Here is an 18,055-nt window from a genome sequence, read left to right as displayed (position 1 = left end):
CGCTGGCAGCGCGCGCCCCGGCCCAGGACACTGGAGCCGTGCGCCCGGCAACAGCGGCGGCAGTGGCCGCAACCTCGATCCTCGGCGCCGGCGCGGCAGCGGTCGCCGCCGGCCGCTACGCCAGCGACGCCGCCCTCGGGGCGCCCTCGCCACGTCCCTTCCCCGCCGACCGCCGTCTCACCGTGCACGCCACCGCGGCCGGGCAGGTCACCCTGACCCGCTCCCTCTCCGCGCTGCGTCCCGGCACGTACGGACTGACCGGCCGGGGCGGCGTCCACGCGGTCGTCGGCCCGGTGGTCGAACAGCAGCCCGGTCCTTCCGCGGCCTCCGCGGACACCGTCGTACGCCGGCTGGAACGCGTCACCCTCGGCAGCCTGAAACCCGGAGCCAGGGTCCGCCTCACCCCGGAGCTCCACCGCGGCGACCCCCTCGCCGCCCTCGGCCTCGCGTACAAGGAGGTCGAGGTCCCCGGGGAGCTCGGCGCCCTGCCCGCCTGGTTCGTGCCCGGGGCCCGGGACACCTGGGTGATCACGGTGCACGGCCTCGGAACCACCAGGGACCACCCCCTCAACGTGACGGGGTTCCTCCACGACCAGCAGTTCCCCGTGCTCGACCTGGCCTACCGGGGGGACCCGGGCGCCCCGCGCTCCCCGGACGGGCTCTCCCACCTCGGTGAGTCCGAGTGGCGCGATCTCGACGCCGCCATCCGCTACGCCCTGCGCTACGGCGCGGAGCACGTGATCCTCCACGGCTGGTCGTCCGGGGCCTCGATGGCGCTGCACGCGGCCGTCAACTCCGCCCTCCGTGACCGCATCCGCGGGCTCGTCCTCGACTCCCCGGTCATGGACTGGCGGACCACGCTGCGGGCCCTCGCCTCCGCCAAGGGCGTCCCCTCCGCGCTGCTCCCCCTCGCCGTCCGCGCGGCGCAGGGACAGACCGGGCTGCACGGTGCCCCGCTCCTGAGCACCTCGGTGCCGACGGCCCTGCACGCCCCCACCCTCATCGTCCACGGACCCGACGACACCCTCGCTCCCTGGCAGCCGTCCCGGGAACTCGCCGCGCTCCGGCCCGACCTGGTGACCCTGCACACCGTGCCCCAGGCTCCGCATGCGGCGATGTGGAACGCCGACCCGGCAGGCTACGAGGAGGCGCTCCGGCGCTTCCTCACGCCCCTGATGTGAGCCGATGGGCCGGAACCGCCCGGTTGGTGCCCGGCCCCGGACCCCTCCGAACCCTGGTGACACGGCTTCCGTTTGGGCTTTCGGCCCGTCAGAGGCAAGACTGCTCCTCGTGACGTCCCGTACCCCGCGCGACTCCAGGCTGCGACTTGTCCGCCCGCGACCCCAGGCGACCGCCCGTAAGGCCGTGACGACCCGGCGCACCCGGCCGGCCCCCCGCCCACCCGAGGGCACACCGCCCCCGGCGGAACTGGCACGCCAGGCCAGGGCCGTGCTCGCCGACGCCGTACGGATCGCCCACTGGGCGGCTGACGGTACGAGTCCGGGTTCGGCCACCCTCACCGCCCAGGCCCTGGAGCGGGCCGCCGCGGCGATGGAGCTGTCCCCGGCCCAGGTCCTGGCGGGCTGGGACCGGGCCAGGCTGGCCGGACTCGTCGAGCTGCACGGCGACACCGCCCGCCCCGGCTGGCGGCTGCGCGCCTGGGACCGCGACGACTCCGCCGTGCTCCGCGGCTGGGTGGCGCTCTTCGACGCCTGGTCGCTCGTCCACGCCTCACCCGAAGGCATCGAGGCCACCGCCGTGGCGGAGGCCGTCGAGGCCGTCCCCCAGGTGCTGTCCCTCCTCCAGCTCTCGGCCGGGCCCGTCACCGTGCCCGCGCTCCTCGACCTGCTCGGGCAGCGCGTCGCCGAACTCCACGAGGAGCGGTGCGAGGTGCCCTACGGGCCGCAGGAGCAGCCCGCCCCCGTCGCCGGAGACCCCGCCGACCTGAACGCGCTGCTGCTCGACTGGGCCCTGGAGGGCCTGGCCTCCGTGGGCGCCCTCACGCTCGGCTCCGGCCACGCCACCCTCACCCCGCTGGGCAACTGGGCGGTCTGGGTCAAGCTGGAACAGATCTGCGTCGCCGCCCAGAGCCCGGCCGGCAACATCGAGCAGTCCGCCGCCGACATGCTGCTCGGATGCGCCCGGCTCACCCCCGGACCGGCCCGCGCCGAGTACCGCGCCTGGCTCGCCGCCCGGCCCGTCGGCAGCGCCGTGGCCGAGCTGCTCGCCGTCGCCCGCGGCGAGGACGCGCTGCTGCGCGGGCTCGCCTTCGAGGCCCTGCGCGTCGTCGGCGCCCCCGCGGAGCCCGTCGTGCGCTCCGTCGTCACCGAGGCACCGCTGCGCCCGTACGCCCTGCTCTGGCTCGCCGAGTACGAGGGAACCGACCCCGACGACGCCCAGGACGTCCTCAGCCGTGAGGAAGCCACCTGGCTCTGGGTCGACACCGCCGCGGCCGTCGCCGACCACGGCGAGACCGGTCTGCTGGTCCGCCACCTCGACTCCGCCGTCCAGGGCACGGTCCCCGCACTCCTGGACGAGGTGCGTGCCGTCGGGCATCCCCGGACCGTCCAGGTGCTGGTGGCCCTGGCCGCCGCCCACCCGGACCCGGCCCTCGCCAAGGCCGTGCGCCGCGCGGCCTTCCAGGTGCACACCGGCGGGGCGTGACCGCGCGAGCACGCGGCCCCGGGGCCCTCAGCCCGAGGACCCCGGGGCGTACGTCCCGAAGCTCCAGACGTTGCCCTCGGCGTCCCGCGCCATGTAGTCCCGCGAGCCGTAGTCCTGGTCGGTGGGCGGCATGAGGATCTCCACGCCGTGCTCCACGGCCCGCGCGTGGTGCTCGTCCACCTCGTCCACGACCACGTAGACCCCGGTGGGCCCGGCGCCCGCCATCGCCTCGGCGAACGCGCCCCCGCGCCCCTTGGAGCCCAGCATCACCCTGCCGTTGCCGCAGGAGAGCTCGGCATGGAGCACGCTGCCGTCCTCGCCCTCGTACACCGCCTCGGCGGTGAACCCCAGGCCCTGGGTGAGCACGCCGATCGCGGCCTTCGCGTCGTCGTACAGGATGGTCGGAAAAATCGTGGGACCGCCGTCGGCGACTGCCATCACGCTCGCCCTCTCCCGTTCGTCCGCATCACACCGATGTGATCTGCGTCTCAGTCTCGCACCGGCCGCCGACAACGTCAGCGGAAGGTGTCGCAGCGGGCCGGGTCCCCGGTGCGGAACCCCGTGGTGAACCACTGCCGCCGCTGCGCGGAGGAGCCGTGCGTCCAGGACTCCGGGTTCACGCTCCCCTGGAACCTCTCCTGGATCCGGTCGTCGCCGACCGCCGCCGCGGCGGAGAGCCCGTCCCGGATGTCCGCCTCCGTCAGCTCCGTGATCAGGGGGCGGCCCGATTCCCCCGGAGTCGTCGTCGCGTGGTTGGCCCAGACCCCGGCGAAGCAGTCCGCCTGCAGTTCGACCTTCACGGAACTGCTGTCGGCGCCCTGGCTGCCGTCCTGCGCCCTGCGCAGGATGCCCAGCTGGTCCTGCACGTGGTGGCCGTACTCGTGCGCCACGACGTACGCCTCGGCGAACGGGCCGCCGTCGGCGCCGTACGTCGTACGCAGCTCGTCGAAGAACCCCAGGTCCAGATAGACCTGCCGGTCGCCGGGGCAGTAGAACGGGCCGACCGCCGAGGTGGCCGATCCGCACGCGGTGCCGATCCGGTCGCTGAACAGGACCGTCCGGGCTGTCGTGTACGTCTCACCGCTCCGCTCGAACTCCTGGTCCCAGTAGTCCTGCACGCTGTTGACCACCGCCACCGTCCGGCAGTCGTCCCTGGTGTCGGCGTCGTCGCCCGTCCGGCAGCTCCGCTCCACCTGTGCGGCCGAGGACGACGTGGCCGCCGGCTCCGGATCGCCGGAGGACAGGCCGAGCTGCTCCGGGCCCACGCCGAGGAGCAGCCCTAGGACCAGCGCGATGAGGCCGGCGATGCCGCCGCCCACGGTGGCCCGGCCGCCCGGGACACGGCTGCCTCGCACGTCCCTGACCTCGGACGTGTCCAGATCGGCGTCGTCGTCGAACTGCAAGGGCCACCGCCTTCCGCTCCGGCCGCTCCACCGCGGGTGTGCCGTCCTGCGCCGAGTATCGGGCAGTCCGGTGCCTCGTGCCCGCTCATGTGACGCGGTGCGGTGGCGGGGTGCCGGGCCGGGAGCATGAGGCGAAGCAGGTGGACACCGCCAGTAGACTGAGTCCCATGGCAATTCTCCTTGTGCATTAGGCGGCGTCGAGTCGTGAGTCCGCTGTCCCTCCGCCGTCCATACCGCCCTGGAGTATTTCCGTGATCACCGCTTCCGGCATCGAGCTGCGCGCCGGCGCCCGCATCCTCATCGAATCCGCGTCCTTCCGTATCGCCAAGGGCGACCGCATCGGTCTGGTCGGCCGTAACGGTGCGGGCAAGACCACCCTCACCAAGTGCCTGGCGGGGGAGGGGACCCCGGCCGGCGGCACGATCACCAACAGCGGTGAGGTGGGCTACCTCCCGCAGGACCCGCGCACCGGCGACCTCGACGTCCTGGCCCGCGACCGCATCCTCTCGGCCCGCGGCCTCGACGAGATCCTGCGCAAGATGCGGGAGAACGAGGAGCGGATGGCGAACGGCAAGGGCGCCACCCGCGAGAAGGCGATGAAGCGGTACGAGCGGCTGGAGACGGAGTTCCTCACCAAGGGCGGATACGCCGCCGAGGCCGAGGCCGCCACCATCGCCGCCGCGCTGAGCCTGCCCGACCGGGTGCTCGGCCAGCCCCTGCACACCCTCTCCGGTGGTCAGCGCCGCCGGGTCGAGCTCGCCCGCATCCTGTTCTCGGACGCCGACACCCTGCTCCTCGACGAGCCCACCAACCACCTGGACGCGGACTCGATCGTCTGGCTGCGGGACTACCTCAAGACCTACCGCGGCGGCTTCATCGTGATCTCCCACGACGTCGAGCTCGTGGAGACCGTGGTCAACAAGGTGTTCTACCTCGACGCCAACCGTGCGCAGATCGACATCTACAACATGGGCTGGAAGCTCTACCAGCAGCAGCGAGAGGCCGACGAGAAGCGCCGCAAGCGCGAGCGCCAGAACGCCGAGAAGAAGGCCGCGACCCTCAACGCGCAGGCCGACAAGATGCGCGCCAAGGCCACCAAGACGGTCGCCGCCCAGAACATGGCCAAGCGCGCCGACCGGCTGCTCTCGGGCCTGGAGGCCGTGCGGGTCTCGGACAAGGTCGCCAAGCTGCGCTTCCCCGACCCCTCCCCGTGCGGCAAGACCCCGCTGATGGCCGAGGGCCTCTCCAAGTCCTACGGCTCGCTCGAGATCTTCACCGACGTGGACCTGGCCATCGACAAGGGCTCCCGCGTCGTGATCCTCGGCCTCAACGGCGCGGGCAAGACCACCCTGCTGCGCCTCCTCGGCGGAGCCGAGAAGCCCGACACCGGCCAGGTCATCGAGGGTCACGGCCTCAAGCTCGGCTACTACGCCCAGGAGCACGAGACCCTCGACCCGGAGCGCTCCGTCCTGGAGAACATGCGTTCGGCGGCGCCGGACCTCGACCTGGTCGCGGTCCGCAAGACGCTCGGTTCCTTCCTCTTCTCCGGTGACGACGTCGACAAGCCCGCCGGGGTGCTCTCCGGCGGTGAGAAGACCCGGCTGGCCCTGGCGACGCTCGTGGTCTCCTCCGCGAACGTGCTGCTGCTCGACGAGCCGACGAACAACCTCGACCCCGCCAGCCGCGAGGAGATCCTCGGGGCCCTGCGCACCTACAAGGGCGCCGTCGTCCTCGTCACCCACGACGAGGGTGCGGTGGAGGCGCTCCAGCCGGAGCGGATCATCCTGCTGCCCGACGGCGTCGAGGACCTCTGGGGTGCGGACTACCGGGACCTGGTCGCCCTCGCCTGACCCCGCGGAGGCCCCGGAACCGGTGCGGAGCCCGGTGATCCAACGCGTCTGGATCATTCGGCCCATCGGTGATCCATCATCTGGGTGAGCGGGTCTCGTACTCCGGCGCGGCGCCCGGCAGATACCTGCCGGGCGCACTCATTTCAGGCCACCCCACCCCGTACGGCCCTGACCTGCCGGTTTTTCCCACAGCCCGCCCCACAGGGCTCCCAGCCCTCTTGGAATGCGGGATTCCGCTTGTGCCGGACCGCTTACGGACGTGGAAACCGGTCGTACATACCTTGCCGAATGGGTGGCCAGGAAGCCCGGTAGGGGTGATCATGAGAGTCCAGAGCGCACTTCCTTGAGGAGGCACGGGTGGCCGAGACTCTGAAGAAGGGCAGCCGGGTTACCGGCGCCGCGCGTGACAAGCTCGCGGCAGACCTGAAGAAGAAGTACGACTCCGGTGCGAGCATCCGGGCGCTGGCCGAGGAAACCGGCCGCTCCTACGGATTCGTCCACCGGATGCTCAGCGAGTCCGGAGTGACGCTGCGGGGACGCGGCGGAGCGACGCGGGGCAAGAAGGCCGCCACGGCCTGACGGCGGTCGGGAGCCGGCCCGTCCGGCTCCGCGGGCTCACCGGAACACCGGGTGACCACCCGGCCGACCGTCAGGTCGTCCGGGTGGTTACTGTTCAGTACTTGCCAGTAAGTGCTGACAGCACCCGATCCGGAGGCGCTCCATGACCTCGCTCGACTCTGTGCTCGACAAGGACGGCGTACGGCTCACCGTCGATGACGCGGTTGCCACGGTGACGCTCACCAATCCGGCCAAGCGCAACGCTCAGTCTCCCGCTCTGTGGCGGGCGTTGGCAGAGGCCGGACGGGCGCTCCCCGGCAGCGTGCGGGTCGTCGTGCTGCGTGGCGAGGGCAAGTCCTTCTCCGCGGGCCTCGACCGGCAGGCGTTCGCACCCGAGGGCTTCGACGGCGAGCCGTCCTTCCTCGACATGGCGCGCGGCCCCGAGGCCGAGCTCGACGCGACCATCGCCGAGTACCAGGAGGCGTTCACCTGGTGGCGCCGCAACGACATCGTGTCGATCGCGGCCGTCCAGGGACACGCCATCGGTGCCGGCTTCCAGCTCGCCCTCGCCTGCGATCTCCGCATCGCCGCCGAGGACGTGCAGTTCGCCATGCGCGAGACCAGCCTCGGTCTCGTCCCCGACCTCACGGGCACCCACCCCCTGGTGAACCTCGTGGGGTACGCCCGCGCGCTCGAGATCTGCGCCACCGGCCGCTTCGTCCACGCCGAGGAGGCGGAGCGCACCGGCCTCGCCAACCTCGTCGTCCCGGTGGACCAGCTCGACGTGGCGGGCCGTGACCTGGCCGCCGCCCTGCTCGCCGCCCCGCGCGACGCCGTCGTCGAGACGAAGGCGCTGCTGAGCGGCGCTCTCTCCCGTACGTACGAGGAACAGCGCACCGCCGAGCGGGCCGCCCAGGGCCGCCGCCTGCGCGACCTCGCCGGTCTGGCCGACTGAACCACCGTCACCCACGGCTCCCTCGCCGGACGGTGAGGGAGCCGTGTCAGTCCCGTTCCACCACGGCCGTGACCAGTACGGCGACCGTCGGCCCGCCCTCAACGGCCCCGGCCACCGCTCCGCGCACCGCCCGGGCCACGTCCAGCGCCCGGTGGTCCCCGGCCGTCGCGAGCTCCACCCTGACATGACCCCGCGCGTGCTGCACCGCACCCCCCAGGACGTGGGTCAGCGACACGACGCCGGGGACCCCTGCCGCGGCCGCCCCCGCGGTGCCGTCCGGTTCCGTCCTGCGCACGTCGACGGGCGGTCCGGGGGCCGGCCCGGGCTCCTCCTCCAGGAGCTCCGTCACCCGCAGGTCCACCTCGTCGACCACCAGGCCGAGCCGCTGGGCCGCCGCCGTCAGCAGCGCCGCCCGCAGTGCGTCCGCGGTGGTGTGCAGGGGCTGCCGCGCCGTCGCGGCGAAACCCGCCTCGATGCGCAGCGGCCCGGGCGGCAGCGCGCCGGGCGGACCGGGCACCGCCGGCTCCGGGGCGTGCTCCTCGTCGGCCGGGGCGATCCTCACCTTCCCCAGGACGGCGCCCGACCCGGCCGCGGCGTCCCGCAGCACCGCTGCCGCCGCCCGTTCCGCGATCCAGGAGCCGTCGGCGGGGCCGCCCAGAGGGAGCAATCGGCCCAGTCCGAGCCGTTGGCGTACCGCAGCGGTCCATCCGTCGGCCCGGTGCGGGCTGTCAGCCGTTGTCATTGCTCCACCCTGCCCCATCCACGGCGCGGGACCGGGCAAGCGCACTTAATGTGGGCCACGGAAGTCCAACCCTGGCCCGAAGGGAAGAGCGGCGATGACCGATAGCCCGCAGCGAAACCGGCCCGACAGTCCCGGCAGTGCGTCCGGAGAGGACGGCAGGCAGAGCCAGTTCAGCAAGCGCGGCGGGGGATCCCCGGCGACCCGGGGACGCACCACCATCGCCGACGGCGTGGTCGAGAAGATCGCTGGAATGGCGGCACGGGACGTCGTCGGTGTCCACGCGATGGGCAGTGGCATCTCGCGGACGTTCGGCGCGGTACGCGACCGCGTCCCCGGCGGCAGCAAGTCCGTGTCGCGCGGGGTCAAGGCGGAGGTCGGTGAGTCCCAGGCGGCTCTCGATCTGGAGATCGTCGTCGACTACGGCGTGGCGATCAGCGAGGTGGCCCGAGACGTGCGCGAGAACGTCATCGCGGCGGTCGAGCGGATGACCGGCCTGGAGGTCGTCGAGGTCAACATCGCCGTGAGCGACGTCAAGCTGCCCGACGAGGACGACGACGATGACGACTCCGAGTCACGCGTCCAGTAGGACCCTCCCGCCCGGCAGTTGAGGAGCACACGATGAGTATGGCTGTGGTCGGCATGGTGGCCGGCATGGCGCTCGGGTTCGCCGGGTACTTCGGCGGCTTCGGGGCCTTTCTTCTGGTGGCCGCGCTGGGCGCGGTCGGCTTCGTCGCCGGCCGCTTCCTCGACGGCGACCTGGAACCCGGCGACTTCTTCCGGAGTCGCGAGCGCGGCGACCGGCGACGGTGACGGGGGTGACCGGCCGGGTCGACGCCGCCGAACGCGGGCAGACCCGGATCGCCGACCGGGTCGTCGCGAAGATCGCCGCCCAGGCGGCGAAGGAGGCCGTCGACGAGCGGCCCGAGGGCGCAGCCGCGCCGCGTGCCACGGTCACCGTGCACCGCGACACCGCCCGGGTGCGGGTCAGTCTCGACCTGGCCTACCCCTGCGACATCGGCCGGCAGTGCGGCGCGGTGCGTCGTCGGGTGGCCGAGCGGGTAAGAGCGCTGGCAGGGATGGAGGTGCCCGAGGTGGCGGTGCAGGTCGAACGGCTGCACCGGCCGGAAGCGGGCACCGCACCGGAGGGGAGCATCCGATGAGCGAGCCCCAGCAGCCGGACAACAGCACGCAGCGCCTGCCCACGGTCGAGGCGGAGCCCTCCGGCGGCGTACTCGAAATGGACCAGTCCGCGTCGGGCTCGTCCTACGAACCCGCGCCCGCGCAGCCGGGCGGCAGGGCGGCCCGGTTCCGCTCCGGGCGCAGGATCCCCGCGGCTCTGGTCGCCCTGATCGTCCTCGGCGGCGCGGGACTGCTGCTCTACGACATCGCGGCGGTGCGGGCCGGCCACCCCGCCATGCAGTGGCGGCGTACCGTCGCCGACGACCTGGCGAGCCGTCACCTCGACGACGTATGGGTTCTGGCGGGATCCGCCCTGGCGGCCGCGCTCGGCCTCTGGCTGCTCCTGCTGGCCCTGACCCCCGGACTGCGCGCGCTGCTCCCCATGAACCGCCGGCACCCGGGCGTACGGGCCGGGCTCGACCGGACCGCCGCCGCCCTCGTCCTGCGCGACCGGGCCGTCGAGGTGGCCGGTGTGCAGTCCGTCCGGGTGAAGATGAGCCGCCGCAAGGCGACCGTGCGGGCCGTCTCGCACTTCCGTGAACTCGACGACGTCAGGGCCGACCTGGACACCGTCCTCGGGACCGCCGTCGGCGAACTGGACCTGGCGAAGCCGCCCGGACTCTCCGTGTACGTGCGCCGGCCCGCGAAGAAGGGGTGACCCCGTGATCAAGACCGTCAACCGGGTCCTGCTCGCCCTGGCGGGGCTGGTCCTCGTCGTCGTGGGCGGCGCCGTCCTCGCGACGGGGCTCGGACTGTCCGTGCCCTCCTGGTGGCCCTGGGACGGTACGGACGACGTGCTGCTCAGCAAGGCCGACCGGACCCGCTGGCGGGACGAGGGCTGGTGGTGGCCCACGGTCATCGCGGTCCTCGCCGTCCTCGTGGTCCTCGCCCTGTGGTGGCTCCTGGCCCAGCTGCGCCGGGGGCGTCTCGCCGAGGTGCTGGTCGACAGCGGCGACGGCGAGGGCGCGCTGCTGCGCGGCAGGGCGCTGGAGGGCGTGCTCGGCGCCGAGGCACGGGCCCTGGACGGGGTCGCCGAGGCCAAGGTGGCGCTGACCGGCCGCCGCACCGCCCCGAAGGCCGGGGTCCGGCTGCTGATGGAGCCGCACGCCTCTCCCGGCCTGGTGCTGCGCGGCCTGTCCGAGGGGGCGCTGACCCACGCGCGGACCTCGGCCGGGCTGGACGAACTGCCCGCCGAGGCCCGTCTGAAGGCGGTCAAGCACCGCGCGGAGCGCGTGAACTGACGGGACGCCTTCCGGCGCGGCCGTCAGAAGCCGTGCCGGGCGCCGCCGTCGACCGGGACCATGATGCCCGTCAGGTACGAGGCGGCGGGGGAGAGCAGGAAGGCGGAGGTCTTCCCGAACTCCTCCGGGGTGCCGTAGCGGCGCAGCGGGATGCGCGCCTCGTTGGCCGCGCGGGAGGCCTCCGCGTCGCCGGAGAGGGCGTCGAGTTCGCGCACCCGGTCCGTGTCGATCCTGGACGGCAGCACACCCACGACCCGGATGCCCCGCGGGCCCAGCTCGTCGGCGAGGGACTTGGCGAAGCCGGCGAGGCCGGGGCGCAGTCCGTTGGAGATCGTCAGGCCCGCGATCGGCTCGTGCACCGATCCGGACAGGACGAAGCCGATGACCCCGCCCTCGCCGAGCGCCTCGGCCGCCGTACGGGCCAGACGCACGGCGCCCAGGAAGACCGACTCGAAGGCCGACTGCCACTGGTCGTCCGTGTTGTCGGCCAGGAAGCCCGGCGCGGGGCCGCCGACGCTGATGAGAATGCCGTCCAGCCGGCCGAAACGGTCCTTCGCCGCGTCCACCAGACGCCGGGCGGCGAGCGGGTCTGCGTTGTCCGCGGCGAGCCCGACCGCGTCGGGGCCGAGTTCGGCGGCGGCCTCGGCGGCGCTCTTCTCGTCGCGGCCCGAGATGATCACCTTCGCGCCGTCGGCGGCCAGCGCGTGCGCGGTCGCGTTGCCCAGCCCGCGGGTCGCACCGGTGACGATGTAGACACGGTCCTTCAGTCCAAGATCCATGGCCCTATCCTGCCAAGTCCTCACGGTTGAGGTCGACCGCGCTGTTCACCAGGCCGACGTGGCTGAACGCCTGCGGGTAGTTCCCGAGCTGGCGCGCGGCCGCCGAGTCGTACTCCTCGGCCAGCAGCCCCACGTCGTTGCGCAGGTCCAGCAGCCGCTCGAAGAGGACCTCGGCCTCCTCCCTGCGGCCCGTCCGCAGCAGGGCGTCGACCAGCCAGAACGAGCACGCGAGGAACGCCCCCTCGTCGCCCGGCAGACCGTCGACCGATCCGCCCGCCGTGCTGTAGCGGCGGATCAGGCCGTCGTGGGCGAGCTCGCTGCGCACGGCGTCGACCGTCCCGGTCACCCGGGGGTCGCCGGGCGGCAGGAAGCCGGTGCGCACGATGAGCAGGGTCGAGGCGTCCAGCTCCTGGGAGCCGTAGTACTGGGTGAAGGTGTTGCGTACGGGGTCGTAGCCCTTCTCGCAGACCTCGGCGTGCACGGCGTCGCGCATGGCCCGCCACCGGTCGGCGTCGCCCGGCAGGTCCGGGTTCTCCTCCAGGGTGCGGACCGCGCGGTCGGCCGCGACCCAGGCCATCACCTTGGAGTGCACGAAGTGGCGGCGCGGGCCCCTGACCTCCCACAGGCCCTCGTCCGGCTCGCGCCAGGTCGACTCCAGGAATCCGAGGAGGCTGAGCTGCAGATTCCAGGCGTGCGGCTTGTCGTCGAGTCCTGCGTCGCGGGCCAGCCTGAGGGAGTCGATCACCTCGCCGTACACGTCGAGCTGCAGTTGCCGCACCGCCGCGTTGCCCGTCCGGACCGGAACCGAGTTCTCGTAGCCGCTCAGCCAGGGCAGCTCCGTCTCGGGGAGCCTGCGCTCCCCGGCGAGCCCGTACATGATCTGGAGGTCGGCGGGGTCGCCGGCCACGGCCCGCAGCAGCCAGTCACGCCACGCCGCCGCCTCCTCCACGTACCCGGCAGAGACCATGGCGGCCAGGGTCAGGGTGGAGTCCCGCAGCCAGCAGTAGCGGTAGTCCCAGTTCCGTACGCCGCCGATCTCCTCCGGGAGCGACGTCGTGAGTGCCGCCACGATCCCGCCGGTGGGGGCGTAGGTGAGTGCCTTCAGAGTGATCAGGGAGCGGAGCACCGCCTCCCGGTGCCTGCCGTGATACGTGCACTTCGCCGACCACTTCGCCCAGTCGGAGAGGGTGTGCTTCAGCGACTTGTGGGGGTCGACCAGCTTCGGGCGGGGGGAGTGCGAGGGGTGCCAGGTGAGGACGAAGGCCACGCTCTCGCCCTCGGCGACCGTGAAGGTGGAGCACGTACTCATCTGCTGGCCCCACGTCTTGACCTCCGGCTCGCTGCGCAGCCAGACGGAGTCGGGGCCCGCGACGGCCACCCGGTGGCCGTGCGAGCGGCGCATCCACGGGACCACGGAGCCGAAGTCGAAGCGCAGCCGCAGGACCGAGCTCATGTCGACGCTGCCGCTGACCCCCTCGACGATCCGCATGACGTCGGGCGCCTTGTCGCGCTGCGGCATGAAGTCGATGACCTTGACGGTCCCCGTCCTGGTCTCCCAGAAGGTCTCCAGGACCAGGGAGTCCTCCACGTACGCGCGCCGGGTGCAGGTGTCCGTGCTGTCGGTGCCCTGGGGGGCGATGCGCCAGTGGCCGTTGTCCTCGTCGCCGAGCAGGGCCGCGAAACAGGCGCCCGAGTCGAAGCGGGGCAGGCAGAGCCAGTCGACAGAACCGTTCCTGCCCACCAGGGCGGCCGTCTGGAGATCGCCGATGAGGGCGTAGTCCTCGATACGTGGAGTCACGCTGTGGCGTCTTCCCGAACCTGCGCCCCGTTAAGCAGCGAAACCGGTGCGAACAGCCCCGGGCTTCCCTGCTCTCAGGCGGTGGCCGGCTCCGGCTGCTCCGCCGTGGCGGCCTCCTCGGCGGCCTGCTCGCGGTCACGCTTCTCGCGGCGTACGAGGACGACCCAGCCCACGGGGACCCCGGCGGCGAAGAGCCACCACTGGACGGCGTAGGCCATGTGGGGGCCGATGGAGCTGTCGTCCGGGGCGGCGATCGTCTCGGGGCTGCCGTCGGCCGGTTCGGGGGCGGTGAGCTCGACGTACCCGCCCAGCACCGGACGGCCCAGCAGGTGTGCCTGCTGGGCGCTGTTGATCAGCATCACCTGGCGGTCCGGAAGCCCCTGGAGGTCCTTGATGCCGCTGGCGCTGGTCGTCTCGTCCGCCTTCAGCCGGCCCTTGACGGTGACCTCGCCGCGCGGCGGTGCCGGCACCTTCGGGAAGGCCTGCTGGTCGTCGGCGGCCGGGACCCAGCCCCGGTTGACCAGGACGGTGCCGCCGCCCTTCAGGTCCAGGGGGGTCAGGACCAGGACGCCGATGCGCTCGTCCTGGGAGGTGCGGCGGCGCACGACCACCTCGTGCTCGGTGTCGAACGTCCCGGTGGCCGTCACGGCGCGCCAGTAGTCGGAGCGGGGGACCGTGTGCCCGGGGGAGGTGAGGCGGGTGACCGGGGCCGGGTCCGCCTCGAGGTTCCGGGTGATCAGCGCGTTCTGCTCCACCCGGTGTTCATGCCGGTGCAGCTGCCAGAAACCCAGCTCGACCATCGTGGGAATCATGACGAGGACGAGGAGGGCGAGAATCACCCACTGCCGGGTCAACAGGAAGCGGTACACCCCATGACCGTACAACTCGGGTCATGGGGTGCGGCACGGAGGGGTCCCCGTGCGGACGGGACGGACCGTCATACTTTGTCCACGATGCCCGCCCTTCCCTCGGCGCGGGCGCAGTGGCCACCGCAGTACCAGTGGCCGTCGACCTCGACGCCCTGGCCGATGACCTGGACCCGGCAGTGCTCACAGATGGGCGCCATGCGGTGGATGGCGCAGGAGAAGCAGTCGAAGACATGCACCGCGCCCTGCGCGTGCACCTCGAAGGACATCCCGTAGTCGTTTCCGCAGACCTCACAACGTGCCATGCGCCACAGGGTGGGACGCCCGGCGGCGCCGGGCGAGCGGGCGCAGGGCGAGTCGCCGCCGGTTCACTCCGATGACGGTGAGGGCTTCGGCACGGTGACCGTCCTGGCCGGTGCCACATCCCTCAGTAGATGGGTGAAGGCACTCTCCTCCAGGATCGGCGTGCCGAACGACTTGGCCTTCACCGTCTTGGACGTCGCCGAGTCGGGGTCGTTGGTGACGAGCAGGCTCGTCAGCCGCGACACGCTCGTCGCCACGTGGAGCCCCGCCTCGACGGCGCGGTCCTCCAGGAGCTCCCGGTCGACGGAGGTGTCCCCGGAGAACGCCACGCGCATGCCCTGCATGAGAGGTTTGTCCGACTCGTAGCGCCCGGGGTTCGGATAGGGGCACGCCGGGCGCCTGCGTGAAGGGCGCCAGCTGCCCTGTGCCTGCGCGGGGCGGTAGCCGGAGCGCGGGGTGACCGGGGAGTCGTACCACTCCGTCAGCGGTCGGCACTCCAGCAGCGGCAGCCGCACACCGCCACGGGCCGCCGCGTGCAGGCTGGGGCGGAACGCCTCGGCCAGCACCCGGGCGTCGTCCAGCGCGTGGTGCGCGCGCTGCTGGACCACGCCGAAGTGCGCGGCGAGCGACTCCAGCTTGTGGTTGGGCAGGGGGAGCCGCAGCTCCTTGGAGAGCGCGATGGTGCACAGCCGCTGCTCGACGGGCGCGGTGACCGCGGCGCGCGCGTACTCGCGGGCGATCATCGACCAGTCGAACGCGGCGTTGTGGGCGACCAGCACCCGTCCGGCGAGCCGCTCCGACAGCTCCGCGGCGACCTCGGGGAAGAGCGGGGCACCCTCCAGGACCTCGCTGGTCAGCCCGTGGATCCAGACGGGGCCGGGGTCCCTCTCCGGGTTCACCAGCGTGTACCAGTGGTCCTCGACGTCGCCTCTCGCGTCCAGGCGGTAGACGGCAGCGGACACTATCCGGTCGTCGCGGGCGAGTCCGGTGGTCTCCACGTCGACGACCGCGTACCCCTGGGGATACGCGGCCGGCCACGGCGCTGCGGTCTGACGGTCGTCGAGCATGGTCACAGAGAATACGGGCCGGGACCGACAGCGACCTATCCGGGCGCCGGGAGGGCCGAACCCGGAGAGGGCGGGGACCAGTTGCCCGGGACCGTGGAGGGACGGGCCGGGGATGCGCCGGGAGCGGGTGCGGTGAGACGCTCCCGGGGTGACGGAGACAGAGGCGCAGACACACGACGAACCCCACCGCGGCGGGCTCGGCACCCGGCTCAACTGGCTGCGGGCCGCGGTGCTCGGTGCCAACGACGGCGTGGTCTCCACGGCCGGCCTCGTCGTCGGCGTGGCCGGCGCCACGGGCGACCGCTCCACCCTGCTGACGGCCGGCCTGGCCGGGCTGATGGCGGGATCCCTGTCGATGGCGGCAGGCGAGTACGTGTCGGTGTCCACCCAGCGTGACTCCGAGAAGGCCGCCCTGGCGACGGAGGAGCGGGAGCTGGAGGAGACCCCGGAGGCAGAGCTCGCCGAACTGACCGGGCTGCTGGAGGAGAAGGGGCTGAGCCACGGGCTGGCCCGGGAGGCCGCCGTCCAGCTCACACAGCGGGACGCGCTCCGCGCCCACGCGGAGGTCGAGCTGGGCATCGACCCGGACGAGCTGACCAACCCGTGGCACGCGGCGGGGGCGAGCTTCCTCGCCTTCACGGTGGGCGCGCTGCTGCCCCTCCTGGCCATCGTCCTGCCTCCGCCCCCGGTGCGCCTGCCCGTCACCGTGCTGTCCGTGCTCGCGGCGCTGGCCCTCACGGGGTGGGGGAGTGCCCGGCTGGGCGAGGCCGCGGCGGGGCGTGCGGTGGTGCGGAACATGGCAGGGGGAGCGCTGGCGATGGGGGTGACCTACGCGGTGGGGGCCCTCCTGGGGGCGACGGGGGCGTGATCCCGGCCGGCTCGGCGCAACGGCCGTACGCGGTGGGGGTGTTCCTCCACCCCGGTGCGGTGCGTGCCGGACATCCTGCGGCGGGGCGGTTGGCGGAACCCACCAAACGGTGATGACGTCCCGTCTCGCATACTTGTGGGTAACAACGTCTATGCCCGGCACCCGGGACGGCTCTACGGTGCTCGCATGGAGCCGAACCTGCCCGATGTCGTGCTGTGGTCCATCCCGGCCTTCGTCCTGCTCACCGTCCTCGAAATGGTGTCCTACCGGCTGCACCCGGACGAGGACGCCGCCGGGTACGACGCCAAGGACGCCGCCACCAGCGTCACCATGGGACTCGGCAGCCTGGTCTTCGACCTGCTGTGGAAGATACCCGTCGTCGCGATCTACGCGGCCGTCTACGAGCTGACCCCGCTGCGCGTGCCGGTCCTGTGGTGGACGGTCCTGCTGATGCTCCTCGCGCAGGACTTCTTCTACTACTGGTCCCACCGCGGCCACCACGTCATCCGGCTCCTGTGGGCCTGCCACGTGGTCCACCACTCCAGCCGCAAGTTCAACCTCACCACGGCGCTGCGCCAGCCCTGGACCTCGCTCACCTCATGGCCGTTCTACCTCCCGCTCATAGCCCTGGGCGTCCACCCGGCCGCGCTCGCCTTCTGCTCCTCGGCGAACCTCGTCTACCAGTTCGGAGTGCACACCGAGCGCATCGACAAGCTGCCCCGGCCGTTCGAGTACGTCCTCAACACCCCCTCGCACCACCGGGTGCACCATGCCTCCCAGGGCGGCTACCTCGACCGCAACTTCGGCGGGATCCTCATCGTCTGGGACCGGCTCTTCGGCTCGTTCGCCGCCGAGACCGAGCGCCCCGTCTTCGGGCTGACCAAGAACATCTCCACCCACAACCCGTTCCGTGTCGCCACCCACGAGTACGCCGCCATCGCCCGCGACGTACGGGCCGCCACCACCTGGAGCGAGCGGGCGGGCCGGATCTTCCGGGGGCCGGGGTGGCAGCCGTCGAGCGCCGCAGGAGCAGCCCCGGCCGCGGCGCGGCCGCCGGCCGTCACCGTCCCGCCGCACGCCGCCACCGAGCGCACCGGATGAGCCCCCGCGCCGTCGCCCCCCGGCTCGCACGCCCCCTGCTGGCCGCCTTCCTGGCCGTCTCCGTCCTCCACCTCGCGGGGCTCCTCGCCGGGCAGGACGCCGTGCACGTGGCCACCAAACCGCTGCTGATGCTCCTGCTCGCCGGCTACGCGGCAGCCCGCGGCGGTCCCCGGCTGCTGATCGCCGCGCTGCTGTGCGGCTGGGCCGGGGACGTGCTGCTGATGCCCGGCGCGGAGCCCGCGTTCCTCGCGGGGATGGGCCTCTTCGCCGCGGGTCACGTCTGCTACCTGCTGCTCTTCGGACGTGCCCCCGTGCGCCCGGTCACCGGCCTCGTGTACGCCGTCGTGCTCGTGGTCTTCGTCGTCCTGTTGTGGCCGGGGCTGCCGGGCGGCATGCGCGTCCCGCTGACCGGTTACAGCCTGCTGCTCACGGCGATGGCGTGGCGGGCCGGCGTCCTCGGCCGGTACGCCGCCCTCGGCGGCGCCCTCTTCCTGTTCTCCGACGCCCTCATCGCCACCGGTATCGCGGAGTGGCCGCAGCTGCCCGCGCACAACGTCTGGATCATGCTGACCTACATCGCGGGGCAGTACCTGCTCACCCGGGGGGCGCTCGATCTCCCGAAGGATTCCACCGGCGCCGCCCCCGGGGCGTACCGTGAGGGCAGTATCAGAATCTGAGACG

21 protein-coding genes are annotated in these 18,055 nt (G+C 72.8%); 13 read left to right on the top strand and 8 right to left on the bottom strand.

Going from position 1 to position 18,055, the window contains the following annotated elements:
• Window positions 1-38: 38 nt before the first annotated feature.
• Together ACFC51_RS10805 and ACFC51_RS10800 are read left to right on the top strand one after the other, a co-directional pair.
• Window positions 39-1,181, top strand: a complete 1,143-nt coding sequence (locus ACFC51_RS10805) for an alpha/beta hydrolase (RefSeq protein ID WP_376375530.1) — start codon at window positions 39-41, stop codon at window positions 1,179-1,181.
• Between the two features lie 184 nt (window positions 1,182-1,365).
• A complete protein-coding gene (locus tag ACFC51_RS10800) occupies window positions 1,366-2,664 on the top strand; it encodes a hypothetical protein (protein ID WP_376375686.1) in 1,299 nt (432 codons plus the stop codon).
• A 27-nt stretch (window positions 2,665-2,691) separates the two neighbouring features.
• Here ACFC51_RS10800 and ACFC51_RS10795 read toward each other — a convergent pair whose 3' ends face one another.
• Together ACFC51_RS10795 and ACFC51_RS10790 are read right to left on the bottom strand one after the other, a co-directional pair.
• Window positions 2,692-3,102: a VOC family protein gene (locus ACFC51_RS10795; RefSeq protein WP_376528078.1), complete on the bottom strand. Its 411-nt coding sequence runs from the start codon at window positions 3,100-3,102 to the stop codon at window positions 2,692-2,694.
• Between the two features lie 77 nt (window positions 3,103-3,179).
• Window positions 3,180-4,067 carry a neutral zinc metallopeptidase gene (locus tag ACFC51_RS10790; RefSeq protein WP_376375535.1) on the bottom strand — a complete coding sequence of 296 codons (888 nt, stop codon included), beginning with the start codon at window positions 4,065-4,067 and terminating at the stop codon, window positions 3,180-3,182.
• Between the two features lie 251 nt (window positions 4,068-4,318).
• Here ACFC51_RS10790 and ACFC51_RS10785 point away from each other — a divergent pair, with 251 nt between their 5' ends.
• The 3 genes from ACFC51_RS10785 (at window position 4,319) to ACFC51_RS10775 (ending at window position 7,430) form a co-directional block, all read left to right on the top strand.
• Window positions 4,319-5,917 carry an ABC-F family ATP-binding cassette domain-containing protein gene (locus ACFC51_RS10785; protein WP_376375538.1) on the top strand — a complete coding sequence of 533 codons (1,599 nt, stop codon included), beginning with the start codon at window positions 4,319-4,321 and terminating at the stop codon, window positions 5,915-5,917.
• A 357-nt stretch (window positions 5,918-6,274) separates the two neighbouring features.
• Window positions 6,275-6,496: a helix-turn-helix domain-containing protein gene (locus ACFC51_RS10780; RefSeq protein WP_018518904.1), complete on the top strand. Its 222-nt coding sequence runs from the start codon at window positions 6,275-6,277 to the stop codon at window positions 6,494-6,496.
• Window positions 6,497-6,638: 142 nt separating this feature from the next.
• Entirely contained in the window at window positions 6,639-7,430 is a 792-nt protein-coding gene (locus ACFC51_RS10775) for an enoyl-CoA hydratase/isomerase family protein (protein WP_376375541.1), read from the top strand.
• Between the two features lie 46 nt (window positions 7,431-7,476).
• On the opposite strand, the gene ACFC51_RS10770 is transcribed toward ACFC51_RS10775, so the two are convergent.
• Window positions 7,477-8,172, bottom strand: coding sequence for a hypothetical protein (locus ACFC51_RS10770; protein WP_376528075.1), 696 nt, complete (start codon window positions 8,170-8,172; stop codon window positions 7,477-7,479).
• Between the two features lie 94 nt (window positions 8,173-8,266).
• Between ACFC51_RS10770 and ACFC51_RS10765 the strand changes: the two genes are divergently transcribed.
• The 5 genes from ACFC51_RS10765 to amaP are packed head-to-tail and all read left to right on the top strand — an operon-like array spanning window position 8,267 to window position 10,592.
• A complete protein-coding gene (locus ACFC51_RS10765; protein ID WP_376528073.1) occupies window positions 8,267-8,758 on the top strand; it encodes an Asp23/Gls24 family envelope stress response protein in 492 nt (163 codons plus the stop codon).
• A 32-nt stretch (window positions 8,759-8,790) separates the two neighbouring features.
• On the top strand, window positions 8,791-8,982 hold the full coding sequence (locus ACFC51_RS10760) for a hypothetical protein (protein ID WP_103513710.1): 192 nt from the start codon (window positions 8,791-8,793) through the stop codon (window positions 8,980-8,982).
• On the top strand, window positions 8,979-9,332 hold the full coding sequence (locus ACFC51_RS10755) for a hypothetical protein (protein WP_376375550.1): 354 nt from the start codon (window positions 8,979-8,981) through the stop codon (window positions 9,330-9,332). The genes ACFC51_RS10760 and ACFC51_RS10755 overlap by 4 nt, the downstream gene beginning before the upstream one ends.
• Window positions 9,329-10,009: a DUF6286 domain-containing protein gene (locus ACFC51_RS10750; RefSeq protein ID WP_376375553.1), complete on the top strand. Its 681-nt coding sequence runs from the start codon at window positions 9,329-9,331 to the stop codon at window positions 10,007-10,009. Before ACFC51_RS10755 ends, ACFC51_RS10750 begins: the two co-directional genes overlap by 4 nt.
• A 4-nt stretch (window positions 10,010-10,013) precedes the next feature.
• Entirely contained in the window at window positions 10,014-10,592 is a 579-nt protein-coding gene (amaP, locus tag ACFC51_RS10745) for an alkaline shock response membrane anchor protein AmaP (RefSeq protein WP_376375556.1), read from the top strand.
• A gap of 23 nt (window positions 10,593-10,615) precedes the next feature.
• Here amaP and ACFC51_RS10740 read toward each other — a convergent pair whose 3' ends face one another.
• The 5 genes from ACFC51_RS10740 to ACFC51_RS10720 form a co-directional block, all read right to left on the bottom strand.
• Window positions 10,616-11,371, bottom strand: coding sequence for an SDR family oxidoreductase (locus ACFC51_RS10740; RefSeq protein ID WP_376375559.1), 756 nt, complete (start codon window positions 11,369-11,371; stop codon window positions 10,616-10,618).
• A gap of 4 nt (window positions 11,372-11,375) precedes the next feature.
• On the bottom strand, window positions 11,376-13,169 hold the full coding sequence (locus ACFC51_RS10735; RefSeq protein WP_376375562.1) for a glycoside hydrolase family 15 protein: 1,794 nt from the start codon (window positions 13,167-13,169) through the stop codon (window positions 11,376-11,378).
• Window positions 13,170-13,243: 74 nt separating this feature from the next.
• Window positions 13,244-14,038 carry an SURF1 family protein gene (locus tag ACFC51_RS10730; RefSeq protein ID WP_376528070.1) on the bottom strand — a complete coding sequence of 265 codons (795 nt, stop codon included), beginning with the start codon at window positions 14,036-14,038 and terminating at the stop codon, window positions 13,244-13,246.
• A 68-nt stretch (window positions 14,039-14,106) separates the two neighbouring features.
• On the bottom strand, window positions 14,107-14,340 hold the full coding sequence (locus tag ACFC51_RS10725) for a hypothetical protein (protein WP_073747930.1): 234 nt from the start codon (window positions 14,338-14,340) through the stop codon (window positions 14,107-14,109).
• Window positions 14,341-14,403: 63 nt separating this feature from the next.
• A complete protein-coding gene (locus ACFC51_RS10720; protein ID WP_376528068.1) occupies window positions 14,404-15,411 on the bottom strand; it encodes a DEDDh family exonuclease in 1,008 nt (335 codons plus the stop codon).
• A gap of 142 nt (window positions 15,412-15,553) precedes the next feature.
• Between ACFC51_RS10720 and ACFC51_RS10715 the strand changes: the two genes are divergently transcribed.
• From ACFC51_RS10715 to ACFC51_RS10705, 3 genes are all read left to right on the top strand, one after another.
• Window positions 15,554-16,273: a VIT family protein gene (locus ACFC51_RS10715; RefSeq protein WP_376375571.1), complete on the top strand. Its 720-nt coding sequence runs from the start codon at window positions 15,554-15,556 to the stop codon at window positions 16,271-16,273.
• 186 nt (window positions 16,274-16,459) lie between these two features.
• Complete coding sequence (locus tag ACFC51_RS10710; protein ID WP_376528065.1) at window positions 16,460-17,374, top strand: sterol desaturase family protein; 915 nt, start codon at window positions 16,460-16,462, stop codon at window positions 17,372-17,374.
• On the top strand, window positions 17,371-18,051 hold the full coding sequence (locus ACFC51_RS10705) for a lysoplasmalogenase (RefSeq protein ID WP_376528062.1): 681 nt from the start codon (window positions 17,371-17,373) through the stop codon (window positions 18,049-18,051). The genes ACFC51_RS10710 and ACFC51_RS10705 overlap by 4 nt, the downstream gene beginning before the upstream one ends.
• The last annotated feature ends 4 nt before the right edge of the window (window positions 18,052-18,055 follow it).

The sequence above is a fragment of the Streptomyces sp. NPDC055962 genome (assembly GCF_042270185.1).
Classification (GTDB): domain Bacteria; phylum Actinomycetota; class Actinomycetes; order Streptomycetales; family Streptomycetaceae; genus Streptomyces.
This window is presented reverse-complemented; position numbering and strand designations above follow the sequence as displayed.

Excerpts from the sequence above, each read along its gene's own strand:
- ACFC51_RS10740 (WP_376375559.1), bottom strand. The coding sequence starts at position 11,371 with ATGGATCTTGGACTGAAGGACCGTGTCTACATCGTCACCGGTGCGACC.
- ACFC51_RS10765 (WP_376528073.1), top strand. The coding sequence starts at position 8,267 with ATGACCGATAGCCCGCAGCGAAACCGGCCCGACAGTCCCGGCAGTGCG.
- ACFC51_RS10770 (WP_376528075.1), bottom strand. The coding sequence starts at position 8,172 with ATGACAACGGCTGACAGCCCGCACCGGGCCGACGGATGGACCGCTGCG.
- ACFC51_RS10710 (WP_376528065.1), top strand. The coding sequence starts at position 16,460 with ATGGAGCCGAACCTGCCCGATGTCGTGCTGTGGTCCATCCCGGCCTTC.
- ACFC51_RS10725 (WP_073747930.1), bottom strand. The coding sequence starts at position 14,340 with ATGGCACGTTGTGAGGTCTGCGGAAACGACTACGGGATGTCCTTCGAG.
- ACFC51_RS10750 (WP_376375553.1), top strand. The coding sequence starts at position 9,329 with ATGAGCGAGCCCCAGCAGCCGGACAACAGCACGCAGCGCCTGCCCACG.
- ACFC51_RS10760 (WP_103513710.1), top strand. The coding sequence starts at position 8,791 with ATGAGTATGGCTGTGGTCGGCATGGTGGCCGGCATGGCGCTCGGGTTC.
- ACFC51_RS10775 (WP_376375541.1), top strand. The coding sequence starts at position 6,639 with ATGACCTCGCTCGACTCTGTGCTCGACAAGGACGGCGTACGGCTCACC.
- ACFC51_RS10795 (WP_376528078.1), bottom strand. The coding sequence starts at position 3,102 with ATGGCAGTCGCCGACGGCGGTCCCACGATTTTTCCGACCATCCTGTAC.
- ACFC51_RS10705 (WP_376528062.1), top strand. The coding sequence starts at position 17,371 with ATGAGCCCCCGCGCCGTCGCCCCCCGGCTCGCACGCCCCCTGCTGGCC.